The sequence below is a fragment of the Enterovibrio sp. FF113 genome, assembly GCF_041439165.1.
GTDB classification, from domain to species: Bacteria; Pseudomonadota; Gammaproteobacteria; order Enterobacterales; family Vibrionaceae; genus Enterovibrio; species Enterovibrio norvegicus_A.
The window spans coordinates 1-16,818 of sequence record NZ_JBGONO010000031.1 but is presented as its reverse complement, the minus strand read 5'-3'; the positions used below and the strand labels follow the sequence as shown (position 1 = coordinate 16,818).

The following is a 16,818-nucleotide window of genomic DNA, read 5'->3' as shown; positions in this document are numbered from 1 at the left end:
TACTTGATATAATACTTGATATAACCAGGGAAAGTCTCGGCCCGAAAACACATAATTTTCAGTGAACGCTGTCTTGAAAAATACACGTCCAAATAATACTCGTTTTCAAGGGCTTTTATATAAGTTTCAACATCCAATTTCAAAATAGACTCGCTTATTCTACTTTCTGAATATTTTTGAGTAAGATAAATAACTAAGAACGCTAAGAAATAACAAACTCAAAGCTTGAACAATCTCAATAGGTAACTTAGTGTAAACTAGCGCGGCTTCCAACAGTCCTCGATTAAGTAAAAACAAGCTTATATTGACTAAAAGAAATGAGAAAACACTGCCGCTTCCGGAACCAAACACATAGTATTTATTAAGTAAATAACTAACACACATAGCCCAAACATAGGATATTAATAGTGAAATATTTATATTTTCAATGAACTTGTATAACAATAAAAAAGTTAGATATGAATTAGCTGTATTAAAGCAGCCAACCATAAGAAAACTGATGACTCTAGTCATGCTTCACCTTAGAGTTTTTCCTAACTTTTCCCTAAATGAAATAATCTGCTCCAACTGAGAAACTCTACTGGGTGAAACGATATAACCATAAAAATTATGATCCAACTCTTTAATCAACATGGAATACTCATACAAATTACTCACTACATCACTAGATTCTATATACGATTTTATAGCCGTCTTGTCTTCATCCGAAAAACGCTCTCTGTGAAAGTCATCCGAGCGTACTAACTTAACGTAACTATCAACTCTATAATCTTTTTCCTCCAACTTTAAACCACTACCTGAAATACCATATGCCCAAAGCCTATAGTCAGGCAAGACTGAAAGATTGAACGGGATATGTCCGACAGAATTAAAAGCGTTCTTAATTTCATGGTCTACACACTCGACTTTTAACTTAGTTAAAATATCGTGGTAACAGTCTACTTCCTTAATGCCAGACAGCCCGACATTAAAAGAATGATTTCTTCCCAATATATCTAAACATCGGACCGTCTCGTCAATTGAATGAATATCCGTTCGATTATCCCAATGAATCATAAGGGAGTATAAGTTAGACCCCAAATATTCATTCGCAATGTCAAACATATCCTGAGTATTTAAAATGCCCAAGTCACTATCTGGGCTTTTTTTATTGTCTAAGCTCCCATACTTAAAAATAACCTTCAAATCATCTATATTATTAACTCTAGTCCATTCTGATATGATTTTTACAGCATGCAATAAATCACTCTCAACACCATTCATTGGGTAGTTAAACGCAGTATCTAGGTGCCTTCCATCATTACTATAGAACATATCTAGGAATTGAAATGCAGTGTTTTTATTAACACTCCATCCCCACATAGCAGTACCTAAACAGATTTTTTTAGACATGACTTTAGTCTTCTCATTGCCTTTAAATACTCTAATGATAATGATAATATCTTAACTTTACTATTTTCATCATCAGTCCATTTAACCGGAAGTTCAATAACATTTAAGTTTAGCTTCTCGGCAACAACTAATGTTTCTGTACAGAAAAACCAACCACCACTACTTGCTCCATTAGTCATAAGTGAGTCGATGTGTTGTCGTTTAAAAAACTTAAAGCCACACATGCCATCACTGAAATTAGATGATAAGTATGTCTTAAGTAAGAAATTAAATGCACGACTGGTTATTTCCCTTTTTATAGTTCGGCCTACAACAACCGATTCATTATGCAGTCTCGAGCCATAGACTATATCAACATCATTATTACTATATAAATCCATCACATCTTTTACATGTTCAATGTCGGTTGCGAGGTCAAGATCCATATAACCGACTATGTCTGCCTGACTCGTATTCCAAGATGCTTGAAGTGCAAGGCCTACGCCTCTTTGCTCTATTTCAACTAATCTAACTCTGTCAACATTAGATTCGACCAATTTAGAAGCAATTGTTCTAGTTTCGTCCGTAGAACCATTATCCGCAATTACAAGACATAGATCATATTCATGTTGAGGTAGAGCGCTAAAATAATCAAGCACCTTTTTCACCTGTAATTCCAAAGTATCTTCTTCGTTCAACACTGGAATCGTAATTTCAATACTCTTCATTGGGAGTTATCCATAACATTATATCTTTCTTCATTTACCATCACTGAGCTTGTTTTCTCACTGATAATCCAATAGGGTTTCCCCTGGTCACTTTCATCTAACAACCTGCTAAGATATTCAGCAAAAAAGCTTAAGATTACAAATAGAATAGTGAACAATAATGACACCAAAATGGTAATTGAAGCCCAACCATCTACTGTCACGTTATTGAGTAGTTTTTGAATAAAACTGTACGTTGCGAAAAGAAGACTAAATATGCTAGCGACTATACCCAGCATAGCCATATACTTAAGTGGTATTACAGAGTTAAATATGATCATGTTCAACGCATATGGAATCGAATTCCTAACTCTCTTCCTATTTTTTTTGTATCTATGATCAACTTTATAAATGATGGTCGCCTTTTCCATGGCACACTGGCTAACTCGAACATGTAGGTTATACTTTCTACTGCTTGAGATTGTAAGTGAATTGACTGCATTTCTTGATAAACAATAAAATTCTGTTGAATTACGTTCGTTCACATAACCAATTTTCTTAAGAAAGTGACTTACAACAGGACGAACAATGCGATAACTTATAGACTGAATTGGGTTAGAATCGACCCCACCGACAATATCAAAGCCATCATTATTCTTTTGAACTCCTTGTTCGATAATTTCAAGCGGATCTGTTAACGAATTGAATAGTATAACGTGGTCACCAATAGCATTTTCCAAACCAACAAACTGCGCAGTCTCTCGATCTAAACTATTAGATACTTGGATCACTCTAATCGCATCAATTTCAGTTAGAATTTTATTCCAAAGTGCAGTATTTTTGGTATTAACACCTTCCTCGATAACAACAATTTCGTAATCTGAATATCTCTCAGACAAAAACCGATTTATCTCGGAAATAATTTTTGAAAGATCCGTTATTGGGATGTCTTTCTCAATCAGAACGACTGATACAAAAGAAAGGCATTTATTGATTTCCATAGTTTTCACTCAAATAACCAAATTTAATAAAATTATCGATCCAATTCATATTTCTTTATCATGTTTATGACATCATAAATATTGTCTATTTTCCCGCCCATAACGCAATGATAACCCTTGATGACATAATTAGATTTAAATAGTATAGGCCGACTGTCGTCTCGATCACTTGCAGGTAGAATTGTTTTTGTTTCCCACAGCGAGGTTTGATATTTGCAACCTTTGAGTATTGGCATGTATCTTGTCCCATCATTCACCATTCTTCGCCAATTTGTAGGATGATTATCTTCCAACACTTTATTTGAACTATAAATGGGTTCATTCTTGCGATCATTCCAATCGAAATGAGGCGTATATCGAACATGAGAAAAAGTACTGAATTTGGTCGATGGAAAAGGCATTATTGAGAAAAATGGTCCGCACATAACAGTAAATGAAAGCTTCTCAATTTCTGTTGGTAACTTGACTAAACACATTTCGGTCAACTCGTGCCTGAGTGGAATTACTTCAATTGATGAATTTAAATTAATTTGATTGATATTAGAGTAAGTACAGTTGAATACTTGGTCAACTGTATACACCATCGCTTCGCCATCTATAGATTCACTGAAAACATTAATTTTCCCACAGCTTAGTTTTTCAATACGATTAACCTTAGTGCCATTATTCAGTATTACACCAGCATTCAAGGCACGAATAAGCATTGTATTTTTTAATTTGACTGCATCGAATGCAACTTCTTCTGTCTCATAGATACCCGAAATATAGCGCCGGTCAACATAATCCCATATTTCGGGACTAGCAGCTTTACACGGAGCTTTAATTCGTTTACAAAACTGCTCAAACTGATAAGCAGATATTTTTCCTAATGGTTGCCCAACCATATAGTATTTCTTGAAGTCTAAATAGACAGAGTCCTTAAACTCCTTTAGAAAAACAGGATATGATATTCTTGATCTTAAAGCCGTAAGCGTGCTACGAGGGTAGTGATAACCATTGTGAACTCGAGCTTGATTATTAAAAGAAGCACGCTGCATAAAATCCAAAGCTTCGTCAAAAAGATGAACAGCATGTCCTTTCTTTGCTAAGTATTCAGCAATATAAAGACCATAAAACCCACCACCAATAATAATATTATTTTTCATCTTTGACTCACGGCGTTTTTATTTCAAGACTCTGTTTTAAATATTGATCAGTGAAAAGTTCATACAATTTCAACTCATCGATGTTTGTAAGTAAACTCGCATTCTTCATACATTTAGGATACTCATCAGGGAGAATATACTTATCTCTATAAATGTCTTTTGTGTCGATACTTGTTGGTTTTCTGCTAGAAAGGTAAATGTATTTCCTTTGACCAAATGCTTGCCAGGTCAAATAACTAAGCTCATAACTTGACAAGTTTCTAAACGCTGGAGGCGCGTCCACTGTTAGCACAATTCCACACTCTCCAATAGCATTAGTATTTTCTTTAAATAGCGATACTAATGCATCCTGAATTAAAACTGATTTGACTTTCACCTCAACTGAGCTGTAAAACTTAAGACTCAGTACTGCAATAGATATATATACAGATAGCGCCAGAAATTTATATTTAGATTGTCTCAGAATCATGTGTACAAGACCAAAAATAAGTGATATCGAAACAGTTAATGTAATGGCTTGTCTTTGTTCCCAACCTTCAGTCACAAATAGGTGTGATGGCCAAGGGGGCTTTCCGACAACTATAAAAGGTATAATCGCTGCAAAAATCAATCCAGTAAAAAGTAAAACCTTATATCTATTATCAGTTAAAAAAACTGATATAATCAGTAAGAGAGCGAAAAGTGGATATACTTCTTGTATGTATTGAAGAAATACTTTGTAGTGTCCCCATTCAAATATATTACCGACATTCATTCCATTGTAACTCTCATATAAACCATGAGCAGGAAATGAATATCTAGTGTACATAAAGAACGCTACAGACAACAAAACATATCCAAGTATAAATGGTATTTTTTTCTTTTCTCGTTGTAATAAATATTCCATACCAAGTATAGCTATGATAATTGGAGGTATTGATGCTTGCTGAAAAGCTAACAAGCTAATAATTGAAAAGATAATAAAAGTCTTAGTTCTATACTTCAGTAGTCTGTTGATACAGTATAAAGCCAATGCAAGTGTAAAAGCATGCATCAAGAATACGGTTGAAAAATATATGTTCCACAAAGGACTTAAAGCAAATATTGCACTAGCCGTTAATGATGGCCACTCGCCAAAATCAAAAACATCATGTGATAAAATGTAAATCTGATGTGCGGAAAAAACATGACAAAACAAAAAGAATATGTAGAATATTTGTAAGAAATTAGCTTCACTAAATAAATGGTAAAAAACATCATACATATATGGTGTTAGAAACCACCCGGTTTCAGTGAACCAATTCCAGTATATTTCTGTATTTTTGGTTACAAAAGCATGTGATATTATTACTCCATCCCACAAATCTCTATTAAGTATAATCATTGGGACGAAGAATATTGCAGTAAATACATAAAGTAATAGGTTCTTGTTTACCGTATTGTGCATTATATTAACCTAAAGACTAAATCCATCATCAACAATGATATTCTGACCTGTTACGTATCTCGATTGCTGTGAGAGTAAGAACAGCACAGATCCAACAATATCTCCAACATCTAGCATCCCAGCGCCATTTGTTTTATTTTTGTAGGCATCTAAAAACGCATCTGGTTGATTGTCATATATTCCGCCCGGGCTTACACAGTTAATTCGGAATCCGCTGTCGTTAACATATGAAACTACATATTTATTTAGGTGTTGAATCGCAGCTTTTATTGCTGCATACTCGACGGGCATTGTCATAGGTGTGTTTTCATATATTTCGAACTTAGGTGCAACCACACCATATATAGAAGAAATATTCACGAGAGAGAATTGTTTTCTTTTCTTTAAGAAGTAGGCAGCAGACTGTTGTGTAAACAAGAAAGCACTCCCTAGGTGTAAGGATAGGTTTTCGTTAAAACTATCCAAGCTGACATCAAATAAATGCTTGCCATATGTTTTGTTTCTAGGGTATGTTGAGTTTACTGCACCATCAATTGTCCAAATGGCATTCGAGAACAATGATTTTACGCTCTCTTCCTCAGTAATATTAAACTCTAACAGTAATAAGTTTTCACTTCCTATATCTACACCGACAGAGGATAAGCGCGTTTTCATCGAGTTCAAATCTACATCGGCGGCAATAATTTTTGCCCCTTGGTCAAGCGCTTCAAGTACAATTTTTGAACCTAACAATCCACCTGCGCCGACGATTAAAAAAGTTTTTCTATCTAATAGATTTTCCATCATTACCTATCACTTAAAATAGCTTCTGCTAGCATAAAATCATAAATATCATCGATATCAACCGCGCGTTCTTTTGGCACTTCAACACTCGTCACTATTCCATTAAATATTCCGGACTCATTAAGTACGAATGACGGAGTCGTAGCATAAACCACCGTTGTAATATCAAAAACTCTAGGAGCATCCTGGCGACGAGTTACTTTTCCATTTGACATGTTGACAAGTGCTATACTTTCGTCCTGGTTCTTTTTTACCATGTTAAAGTAAGGGCTTCTACTGGCTGGTGTTACTGAAATACAAATGTCCGCCTCCACAGCAGTTCGTTTGGAGATCGCACGTTCAACATCCTCTACATTTCGTAAAGGACTAGTCGTAGGAAGGCTGATAAAACTATCAAATGGGCCATATTTTTCCTCGACCCATTCAATAGCATGTCGCCAAGAAAGCCACTCAGGGCTTTCATCCGAAGCAAGCTCTGCTGGTCTATCAATTAGAGTAGCTCCGTTATCTATAGCTACTTTTGATATATCCTTATCGTCAGTTGATACAAAGATCTTATCGATGGATGGACAACTCTTAGCCGTCTCAATTGAATATTGTAGTAGTGGCTTCCCAGCAAGTGGTTTAATGTTTTTTCCAGGAAGGCCTTTAGAACCTCCACGGGCGAAAATGAATGCATAGTTTTTCATTTATATGGCTCTATTTTTTCAGAATCAAATATCTTGATTGCCTCTATTAAGGAAACTGTTCTTCTTGCCTGTTTTATATCTATACATGAATGAGGTTTTCCCTCAATATTTTTCACAAAGTCGATAATCATATTGAGATACATTTGGTTTTTATCCCACTGAGAGTCGCTATAGAGAATACGCTCTCCATCAGGATGAATCAACCTCAAGTTATTTTCTATAAGATCCCACTCCAGTACGCCGGCATTACCAACAAATCGGCATTTCCGATAAGCTTTCCGCTGTAGAAAATCTAAGTGAATATTCACTAATGTGCTCTGCTTACTTACCATCACCAGATCGGCACTATCTTCTACGTCTAATGCCAATTCTTCACTAGTTCTTAGTATTGCATGCTGAAGCTTTAGTGGTCCAAGTAGCCACTGTGCATAATCAAGTTCATGGCTAAGCTCCAATAAGGCCCCCCCTCCCAAATGTGCTTGTGCAGAAACGCTTTCCCGATAGTCTTTATTTGGTCTCCAGTCCGGTAAATATTGCCCAATTTCAATGTGGGCGTTATAAACTCGCCCAATTTCCTTGCTATCTAGTACTCCTTTAATTACCAAAGCGGATGAAAGATATCGTAGACAGTAGCCTACACATACGGGCGTACCATACCTAAGTGCGGCATCCTCCAGAATTATACTGTCTGAAAGCTCCATTGATAGTGGCTTTTCGATAAGTACGGGAATACCAGCCTCGATTAGAGGAAGCGCATGTAAAGCATGATGTGAAGCTGCCGACGCAACAATAGTTAGTTTTGGTTGAAATTTTATAATTTCTTCTATTGAACTCACAATCTCATCGCAGTCATTAATCTGTTCTGTAGGTATCCGTCCACTAGCAGACATTGCAATCAATTTGCACTGCGGAAATAGTTTTTTTAGATTTTTTCTATGACGTGTCGCAATATTACCGAAGCCAATTACAGCAACTATTCTCACGTTCTAATCCAACCCTAGCGTATGTATATCAACTTGTGCACGATTGAAATCATCCATACGGCCTATATCAAGCCAATACTCATGTATAGGAAACATAAATATATTTTCACGTTCATTCATATGCTGTTCTAACAACGTTGGCATGTCCACTTTATGGTTCATAGGTACAGATTCAATAATATGCGGCGACACTACATAGATACCTGCATTGACAAAAAATCGTTGTATCGGCTTCTCGACCATACTTGTTATTTTGTTGCCGTTTCCATTAATAACCCCATACGGAATTTGGTAGTCATATTCACGAACACAGATGGTTGCATCCGCATCATTCTCAATATGAAAAATTAATAGACGTTGAAAGTCGACTTTAGTCAGGACGTCACCATTAATCATGATCAAAGGTAGATCTTTCGGTAGATCATCGGGCAGCAATCCAAGCGCTCCACCTGTTCCTAAAGGCGTATCTTCATGAACATATGAAATACTAACCCCTAACTGACTACCATCTCCAAAGTGTTCATGTATTTGCTCTGGCATATAATGAGTCGATATATAAAAATCACTAAAGCCTGCTTTAATGAAACTCTTAATCACAGTTTCCAAAATAGGTTTCTGACCGACTTTTAACATTGGTTTTGGACATTTATCTGTTAGAGGTCGCAAACGTGTACCAAAGCCGCCAGCCATAATAAACACCGGATTCTTGTATAGATTTTTACTTAGAGCACCATGCAGTGTTTCTAGGCCGACAACTTTACCTTCTGTATCAAGCAATGGAACTGATAGAATTTGCTTTCTTTCCATTAGCTCTACAAGCTGCTCTTTTGAGATGTTTTGCGATACTGTTATTGGATTTAAATTCATGACTTTTGTTACTGAATCCGTTAACGTCAAGTCATTGAGTAGACCTCGTCGAATATCACCATCAGTGACCATTCCTCTTAATCTATTATCTTTATCAACAACAACAGCTACTCGCATAGCCTCATTATTAATAATAGCTAGGGCTTGTTTTATTGTGCTGTATTCAGAAATTAAAGTTTTTTCCCAACAATGGCTCATGTTCGCCTTTTTCCTTCTACTTTGATTTCAACTCTAGCGGGATAGACGGTGGACGCAGGTTTCAAGTGTTTTGTCAGGCTCGCCCCAGCTCCAATTACTGCTCCGGAACCTATTTTTAAACTTTGGATCACTGTTGAACCAGCTCCAATATAGACATTATCTTCAGTCTTCACATGGCCACAAAGTGTAGCATTTGGAGCGATATGGTTGTATGCACCTATATTGCAGTCATGCTCTACCAAAGCTCCTGTATTTACAATGCTATGACGACCAACTCTAGCCCCTGTTTGAACAATTGCCATTGGTAGAATCTGACTACCTTCTTCTATTATTGAGAATGGGGAAATGAATGCACTCTCCGCAATGACTGTTTCAAATCGATAGCCTAGCAACAAAAAATACTCAGTGATTTTTTGCTTTAATTCTGATCTAGGCATCATCCCAATTCCATTGACTAAAAGAACGTTATCCTTATCAAAATCCAAAATATCATCATTTTTTTCTAAATGTTTAATACCATCAAAGACTGAGCGCTTACTTATATCTTCAGGGCTTATAACGGCTAGGACTTCTCTCCCTTGGTTGCGCAAAATATCTGTTAGCACGGAAGCATGCCCCCCTCCGCCAATCATTACGATAGGACATGGTTCGTCATTCAACAATCAGATCTCCCGCATTGTAACTTTTCGTTGCCTTATGTCCGACCAAATCCCAATAACGATAAGGTGATAAACCAGTGCCGGGACGCTTAATCGTAAGGTTGGATTCAGTTAGCTCTTCGCCATTATTAATGTCAATTGCTGCAACTAAGCTTTTTCTAGATACCGCCTTGTTCTTAACTTCAGAGAGTGTCGGAGATTTCACGTTAGAGCCTAATGCTACTTCGATTTGACGGATTGCTTTAACCATCGCCTCTAGTTCTTTTGGTTCAAGCGAAGCTTTATGATCTGGGCCTTCCATTTTTTTGTCGAGTGTAAAATGCTTCTCAATCAATACTGCGCCACGGGCCACCGCCGCAATTGGAATCACGATGCCTTCGCTATGGTCAGAGTAACCAGCAGCTAGATCAAATGTCCGACCAAGAGTGTCCATCGCTTTTAAGTTAATTTCTTCCATTGGAGCCGGATATTCAGTCGTACAATGAAGGATAGTAACTTTTTCTTTTAATGCTTTTTGTCCAATCCCTGACGAATAAGCTTCCTGAAAACCAAAAATTGAAGGCTGTGAGTTTTGCTCATTGGTGTAGCCAAAAGCAATAACACCTAGCGCTGCTTCAATTTCAGAAAGTGTCGCCATTCCTGTTGAAACGATAAGGTCGCAACCGGTGCGAGCGTGTGCCAACAAAAGTGGGGCATTCGTTAGCTCACCAGAAGGTATCTTTAGACGTGTCAAACCTAAGTCATTAACTAGAAAATCTAAACTTTCAAAGTCAAAAGCTGTCGACAAAAATTCAATACCTAACGAGTTGCAGTATTTAACGAGTTTATGATGAACTTCGTACGAAAGTTCTAACCGACTCAACATAGAAAGTTGTGATTCTCTCTTTTGCGTATTCGTGACTTGGTATTCTGCTTGTTTTGCTTTTTCAGTAACTAAGTTTTTTGCTTTAAATGTCTGAAACTTTACGATATCTGAACCGGCTTTATGAGCTGCGTCAACCAAAGCAAAAGCTAGCTCTTCTTGACCATTATGGTTTACGCCTGCTTCGGCAATAATCAACGTCATCACGTTCTCACTTAATTTCTTCAATATTTACGTCAAAGAAAGATTTACAAGGTTCAAAACTTAACCCCTTTATCATCTCTATGACCAGTTTGCTGCTATCGCCTTGACCATAAGGGTTTATGATATTTTCACTGTTTGCCTTATAATTTCGACTTACCGCAAGTCTAATCGCAGCGCTTATAGACGCTTTCGTTGCATCTGCATTGATAACACTTTTAGCAGCTAATCGCCCCTTTTGTCTCGAGCCGATATTCACTGTAGGAACATCAAAGGCAGGAACCTCGATAATACCACTCGAGGAATTCCCAATAACCGCAGAGGCGTGCTTAACTGAACTTAAATAGCGAGCCTGTCCAAGAGATGGTATTGCCAAAACCCTCTTTGGTTGACTTTTCGCATAGGCTTCTAGAAGAGGGATAATCTGTCGCCCGCCATCATCAGCATTAGGGTAAGTAAGTATTACTTGATATTCAGGATGTTCATCTAATGCATCTAGTAATTCTTGAAAGCCATGTTTTGGAGCCTCATCTCCAAGCGTCACTGGATGATAAGTCACAACAAAATATGGGGCCGTTATCTCAAAGTCCAGTGATTCAGCCAATTCAGAAACAGTCATAAAAGACGTTCGATTCAAGTGATCTAGACCAATTGCCCCAACATTTTTAACCCTTTCTGGTGATTCACCTAATTGAATAACTCTCTGTCTATATTCATCTGTAGACGTACCATGCAAATAGCTCAGCTTAGTAATAGCATGACGGATAGCATCATCGTAAGCACCCTCTGTTATCTCCCCACCATGGAGGTGTATAATGGGGATACGCAGTATCATGGCCGTTTGGGCCGCAGAAAGAGCTTCAAAACGGTCACCCAGGATGACTAAAACATCAGGTGACAATCGCGCTAAAGCATCAGTAAAACCTAATACTCCCAACCCCATGCTTTTTGCGATGCCTATTGGAGAATCAGATGACAACAAAATCTCAATTTTCTCTTCAATATTGAAGCCATCTTTTTCAATTTGTTTGTAAGTCTCTCCAAACTCAGGAGATAGATGCATACCAGAAACGAGTAGTTGTAATATTAAATCTGGGTCACTTTGGATGTCCTTCAATAGCCAAAATAGGAGGCCATACTCAGCTCTTGTGCCAGTGAACACCGCAACTTTTTTTTGTATCTGGATCATATGTATTTAACCCAACTTAACTATTGATTACGACAGGTGTACTAGGAAGGTTTATTAAATGCGCTTCAATATGTTCAGAATATGTAAGGTCATCCCGAATTGCATTTTCAAACATTGGCAATCGGTGCATTAGTTTCCAAATAGGTCTTGTCATGACTCCAGAACCATTTGTGCCTAAAATAATCCCTTCCCTACTTTTCTTGTCAGGGCAAATAATTGCGTTTAGCCAGTAGTTTGATTTAGCATAATTTGGCTCGGTGACAAACTGAACGTCAGTTTCTTTGAAAAACTCTCTGTAACATTCTGCCAGTTGTCTTTTCTGCCTCAAGTATTGGTCAATTAATTCGAGTTGGGCACAACCAAGTGCGGCATTTAGATTCGGCATGCGATAGTTAAAACCTGGCTCATCATGGAAAAACTCGTAAGCGTGAGGGACTTTCGCTGTCGTCGTGACATGCTTAGTTCTTGCTCCGAATTCTCGATTTTTACACAAAACTATACCACCGCCACCTGTAGTAATTATCTTATTACCGTTGAAGCTTAGCGCCCCAACATCACCGATAGTACCGGTGTGCTTATCTTTATAGAATGACCCGAGGCTTTCTGCTGCATCTTCTACTAAAACAAGTCCCCATTTCACGCATACAGCTACTAGTTCATCAAGCTCTACAGGATGACCAAATGTATGCATGGGTACGACAGCTTTGATTCGCTTGCCCGTTTTTTTGTGAATACATCCAGCATCTGTTACTTCAGCATATTCGCAAAGAAATGAATCAACGGCTTTCGGACAAAGCCCTAGACTAATTGGAGATACATCAACAAAAATAGGCTCAGCGCCCATATGGTAAAGCGCGTTACACGTAGCAACGAAAGTCAATGCTTGCGTGATCACAAGGTCTCCTCGTTGAACATCAGCCATATATAATGCTGTATGCAACGCTGCTGTACCATTGACAGTCGCTACAGCTTTAGCCGTCCCTGTATACGCTTCGATATTTCGTTCAAAATCATCAACAAATTTACCAACGCTAGAAACAAAAGTACTTTCAATCGTTTCCATTACATATGCTTTTTCATTGCCTTTAAACGTTGGCGCATGCAAGGGAATAAATTCATTAGTTTTGTAAATTTCTCTTACAAATTCAATAAGATATGTAGCGTTCATCACTTACTCCACTTACATCTTACTATCTAGGTATTTACCCGTTTCTTTATGACCAAAATCAGGAATCATAGTAAAGAACAGCTTAACAATTTGCTCTTTGGTCCAAGCCCGCTCTCCCTTCATTTCTGAAATACTATCCTCAAACAAAGTAAGTAGTTCATGTTCATAAGTTGGTTCATTTTTAATGATGCCAAGATTTATAAATCTAGACATATCCAATTCTTCTTTTTCTGTGAAAAACTCTTCGAAATCTTTCTCACCAGTTGTATCACTAGTAGTAAAATAACATGGCCACTTACCTTGCTTTGGAAGCGACAGAGTAAGCTGACGAGCTTCTTCTTCTGTATCGCATAAGTGAGGTTTATAGCCAAGTTGTTCTAAATATTTAATTGCTATATCAGCAAATGAAGTAAGGTGAAGAGCTTCGCTCAGTTTAGGAAAGAAAATGTCACGATTCTCCCCAAAGACACATGACATTAGACATAGCTCACCCGACTCTTGAGCGGTAACAAAATAACGTTTAATATCGTTTGGAGCCACGATTGGTTGATTTTTTTGAATTCGCTGGTTAAATCCATGTAACAATGAGCCGTCCGAAAAGGCAACATTGGCAAAGCGCGCGGTTGAGATTGCTATTTTTTCACTTTTTCGCATTAGGAACATTTCCATAATACGCTTGGATGCGCCCATCATATTAACTGGATTAGCGGCTTTATCTGTAGATACACAGAAATATTTTTTCACACCAGCATCAATAGATTGCTGAATAGTTTTATCCGTATTAAACACGTTTACATCAATCATTCGCATCAATGTGTATGGGTCTTTTTCACTTCGAACATGCTTTAGTGCAGACAGATTCAATACATAGTCATAGTGTCCATCTGATTTGATGAACGCATCATACTCTAAAGAACCAATATCTAGAGCGAATGTCTGAAAATCGCCATCTATGTAGCCAAGTGAACTTCGAATATCTCGTACTAGCTCAACCATGTTGTTTTCGCTAATATCAACAACATGAAGCTTTTTTGGGTTACGTTTAAATATTTCTTTTGTTACGGCTTGACCAATGGACCCAGCTCCACCAAGTACTAGAAATCTTGACTCAGAAACGATACAAGATAACTCAACTTCATGACGAGCAATATCTTGCATGAATAACGCTTCGATCCGACCAATAAGTGGTAAAATCTTATTCATTTTCGAACACCTAACTTAAATTTACTTATTTAGTCATCTCAAACATTTATAATCACCTGAGACATATATGATTTAATGCAATCAAGTCTGACTATCTAATTGCATCATGTCGTCTTTCTGATACTGACATGTCAGAAAATAGACCTACTAATCCTTTCTAAACACGTAACGAACCATAACAATCGCGATACCAAACATGCCACCTAGCAATGCTCCTAGAACGACAATCAATGCTCTCTTGGGTTTGTCACGGTTCAGAGGCAATTCCGCAGATTCCAGATAGCTAAATAGAGTTAAATTTTCTATCTGAGGAAGTTCACGCTGTAATATCGCTAATTTATTCCTGATTTGACCCAAGTTCGGATCAAGTATCGATAGATCATCCAATGACTTCAAAACATTCACTTTTTCACTGATTGCGTCTGCACCAATATCTATTGCAAATATTTCTTCTTTATTGAGGTTTTGTACTGGTCTTCTAATTTGAGCTGCATTGGCAATTTTGAGCGCTCGCTCAGCTTTTGCAATTTCAAGCTTAAGTTGTTGCGCCACTAGCAATTCTCGAGATTCTAATTGCTGGAATAGTTCATTTTTTTTGATCTGCAGAGTTGAACGTAAATCGTCAATTAATCCCGCGGTCACTTTCTTATTGATGAAGGCGATATAATTATTAAGAAGTGTAAGGCTACTTAGGTCAGTGACACTTTGGGCGCTGAGTGTTATTAATTCATTGTTTGTTTTGTCATTTCTGTTAGCAATGAGCTTTCCCAACCAATCGTTAACTGCCAAGCTATAAGCGCGAGTGTCGTCGTTAATATCTAGCAGTTCTAAAGCACTGACGAAAACAGGACTTTGATTTAGAAACTCTCTTTTATTTTTGCTAGCATTAAATGCTTGTAGGAAACGTTCAAAAATCGTTCTCTCATTTATCAAAACATCAAGCTCTAGCCCTGGCTGCACCAAATCACTAAAACTATTATTTTCCGCATTAAATTGATTGTAATCAAATGCTGGCTGATAACGTTTTACCGCCTGGCTAAAAGTCACCACGTCAGCCACTCTAGGGGTCGTAATCACGGCTTTTGTGGTCCACCATTCCTGTGCATTTATTGCATAAACCGCGGCTGTCGCCACAAAAAGCAACGTGCAGGCGACAATGGTGGATTTCCCTTGCAACAACACTTTGAACAGTATGCGCAAATCAATGTCATCTTCTTGATGGCTATTTGGCCTTGTGTATTGCAATTCAGATTGTTTTCCGCTGGTCACTCTGTGCTCCTCCAAAATTTCGATTTAAGTTTGTGAAAAACACGCTACCGCCCTTAGGTGTCGTTCCCAAAGCACGCGATAACCAATAATTTTTCGCTTTGTGGCAGTGCTATTTTCGTTGCAGTACGATGTTCTCTTCAGACACCTCTACTTGCTGATTTAACAATTTAATCAGTAAGATAGAGCGAATTTCACCATCAGCTTCTTTGTAAATCGCCTCAGATCCTTCAAACTGGCCACTCAACACCTCTACTTGGTCACCCGGTTTCAACATGTCATTTAGCTGTTCGCGCTGCGCATCTGAATCTTCGTGCGCCATGAGGTTTAGAATTAGCCCAAAAGGAACAGTACAGGGCATCGCTCCGTGCCTAACAAAATCGACGACACCGCGCGTTGAACGAACGGTGTTGTAGGTGATTTTTTCTGCGTCAAAGGTAGCAAAAATATAATTAGGAAAGAGGGGCTCAAGCTGAGTAGTTCGCTTACCGCGACGAATTTTTTCTACCGTCACTTGTGGATAGTAACAGTCAACGCCTTGTCGCTTGAGGTGCTGCTCTGCGCGTTGTTGCTCGCTGCGTTTACAATAGAGCAGATACCATGAATTCATTATATTTCTCGCCGATGCTCTAGCTAGCCAATTTTGCACCGTCTCTGCGACGCAACTCAAGAGTATATTAGGCTAGTCACCGTGCAGCAAGGATTGTGCGCCCGACTGCTCAATTTGTCTGCACCAGTTCATAGTTTGAATTGTTGTATGTGGCATTTCTCAGAAAAACAAAAGGCCGCATTTGTGAAGTGACCCCGTAAAGTTGGACATTTCTGTTAAGCGGCTTTCAAGGCCTGATTTCGATACTCTATCAGAGTCAGGCCTTTTAGTTTGACTTTAATACGTTTGGTATTGTAGTACTCGATATATTCTTTGATTTGCTTCATCAAATCATCCGCATCTTCAAAGCGTTGATTATGGCATATCTCTGTTTTTAGTAGTGCGAAGAAGTTCTCTGCCACTGCGTTGTCTAGGCAATTTCCTTTTCTCGACATACTTTGTGCGAGTCCATTGTCGTTAAGCTGCTTTTGATAGGCTCGGTGCCGATACT

The 16,818-nt window shown here is 38.0% G+C and carries 18 protein-coding genes; all 18 read right to left on the bottom strand.

The window, feature by feature from the left end; all coding sequences use genetic code 11:
- Window positions 1–159 precede the first annotated feature (159 nt).
- Window positions 160–489, bottom strand: a complete 330-nt coding sequence (locus ACED36_RS19880; RefSeq protein WP_371733753.1) for a GtrA family protein — start codon at window positions 487–489, stop codon at window positions 160–162.
- 27 nt (window positions 490–516) lie between these two features.
- Window positions 517–1,392, bottom strand: a complete 876-nt coding sequence (locus ACED36_RS19875; RefSeq protein WP_016960213.1) for an aldo/keto reductase — start codon at window positions 1,390–1,392, stop codon at window positions 517–519.
- The gene (locus tag ACED36_RS19870; protein ID WP_016960212.1) at window positions 1,371–2,099 is read right to left on the bottom strand and encodes a glycosyltransferase; all 729 of its coding nucleotides are present in this window, start codon (window positions 2,097–2,099) and stop codon (window positions 1,371–1,373) included. Before ACED36_RS19870 ends, ACED36_RS19875 begins: the two co-directional genes overlap by 22 nt.
- Entirely contained in the window at window positions 2,096–3,079 is a 984-nt protein-coding gene (locus tag ACED36_RS19865) for a hypothetical protein (protein ID WP_371733735.1), read from the bottom strand. Before ACED36_RS19865 ends, ACED36_RS19870 begins: the two co-directional genes overlap by 4 nt.
- Before the next feature lie 32 nt (window positions 3,080–3,111).
- Window positions 3,112–4,224: an FAD-dependent oxidoreductase gene (locus ACED36_RS19860; protein ID WP_016960210.1), complete on the bottom strand. Its 1,113-nt coding sequence runs from the start codon at window positions 4,222–4,224 to the stop codon at window positions 3,112–3,114.
- A gap of 7 nt (window positions 4,225–4,231) precedes the next feature.
- Window positions 4,232–5,650: a hypothetical protein gene (locus tag ACED36_RS19855; protein WP_016960209.1), complete on the bottom strand. Its 1,419-nt coding sequence runs from the start codon at window positions 5,648–5,650 to the stop codon at window positions 4,232–4,234.
- 9 nt (window positions 5,651–5,659) lie between these two features.
- Window positions 5,660–6,433: an oxidoreductase gene (locus ACED36_RS19850; protein WP_029486433.1), complete on the bottom strand. Its 774-nt coding sequence runs from the start codon at window positions 6,431–6,433 to the stop codon at window positions 5,660–5,662.
- A 2-nt stretch (window positions 6,434–6,435) separates the two neighbouring features.
- Window positions 6,436–7,122 carry a cytidylyltransferase domain-containing protein gene (locus ACED36_RS19845; protein WP_016960207.1) on the bottom strand — a complete coding sequence of 229 codons (687 nt, stop codon included), beginning with the start codon at window positions 7,120–7,122 and terminating at the stop codon, window positions 6,436–6,438.
- Complete coding sequence (locus ACED36_RS19840) at window positions 7,119–8,105, bottom strand: Gfo/Idh/MocA family protein (RefSeq protein WP_016960206.1); 987 nt, start codon at window positions 8,103–8,105, stop codon at window positions 7,119–7,121. Before ACED36_RS19840 ends, ACED36_RS19845 begins: the two co-directional genes overlap by 4 nt.
- A gap of 3 nt (window positions 8,106–8,108) precedes the next feature.
- Window positions 8,109–9,170: a nucleotidyltransferase family protein gene (locus tag ACED36_RS19835; RefSeq protein ID WP_016960205.1), complete on the bottom strand. Its 1,062-nt coding sequence runs from the start codon at window positions 9,168–9,170 to the stop codon at window positions 8,109–8,111.
- Window positions 9,167–9,829 carry an acetyltransferase gene (locus ACED36_RS19830; protein WP_029486430.1) on the bottom strand — a complete coding sequence of 221 codons (663 nt, stop codon included), beginning with the start codon at window positions 9,827–9,829 and terminating at the stop codon, window positions 9,167–9,169. The genes ACED36_RS19835 and ACED36_RS19830 overlap by 4 nt, the downstream gene beginning before the upstream one ends.
- Complete coding sequence (neuB, locus tag ACED36_RS19825) at window positions 9,822–10,895, bottom strand: N-acetylneuraminate synthase (protein WP_016960203.1); 1,074 nt, start codon at window positions 10,893–10,895, stop codon at window positions 9,822–9,824. Before neuB ends, ACED36_RS19830 begins: the two co-directional genes overlap by 8 nt.
- A gap of 7 nt (window positions 10,896–10,902) precedes the next feature.
- On the bottom strand, window positions 10,903–12,081 hold the full coding sequence (gene neuC, locus ACED36_RS19820; RefSeq protein WP_016960202.1) for a UDP-N-acetylglucosamine 2-epimerase: 1,179 nt from the start codon (window positions 12,079–12,081) through the stop codon (window positions 10,903–10,905).
- Window positions 12,082–12,097: 16 nt separating this feature from the next.
- The gene (locus ACED36_RS19815; RefSeq protein WP_016960201.1) at window positions 12,098–13,249 is read right to left on the bottom strand and encodes a LegC family aminotransferase; all 1,152 of its coding nucleotides are present in this window, start codon (window positions 13,247–13,249) and stop codon (window positions 12,098–12,100) included.
- 12 nt (window positions 13,250–13,261) lie between these two features.
- Window positions 13,262–14,452 carry a UDP-N-acetylglucosamine 4,6-dehydratase gene (locus ACED36_RS19810; RefSeq protein WP_016960200.1) on the bottom strand — a complete coding sequence of 397 codons (1,191 nt, stop codon included), beginning with the start codon at window positions 14,450–14,452 and terminating at the stop codon, window positions 13,262–13,264.
- Window positions 14,453–14,599: 147 nt separating this feature from the next.
- Window positions 14,600–15,721: an LPS O-antigen chain length determinant protein WzzB gene (locus ACED36_RS19805; protein WP_016960199.1), complete on the bottom strand. Its 1,122-nt coding sequence runs from the start codon at window positions 15,719–15,721 to the stop codon at window positions 14,600–14,602.
- A 109-nt stretch (window positions 15,722–15,830) separates the two neighbouring features.
- A complete protein-coding gene (gene rfaH, locus ACED36_RS19800) occupies window positions 15,831–16,328 on the bottom strand; it encodes a transcription/translation regulatory transformer protein RfaH (protein ID WP_016960198.1) in 498 nt (165 codons plus the stop codon).
- Window positions 16,329–16,543: 215 nt separating this feature from the next.
- Window positions 16,544–16,818, bottom strand: a 275-nt coding sequence (locus ACED36_RS19795; RefSeq protein WP_371733734.1) for a transposase, incomplete at its 5' end; no start/stop codon positions are given.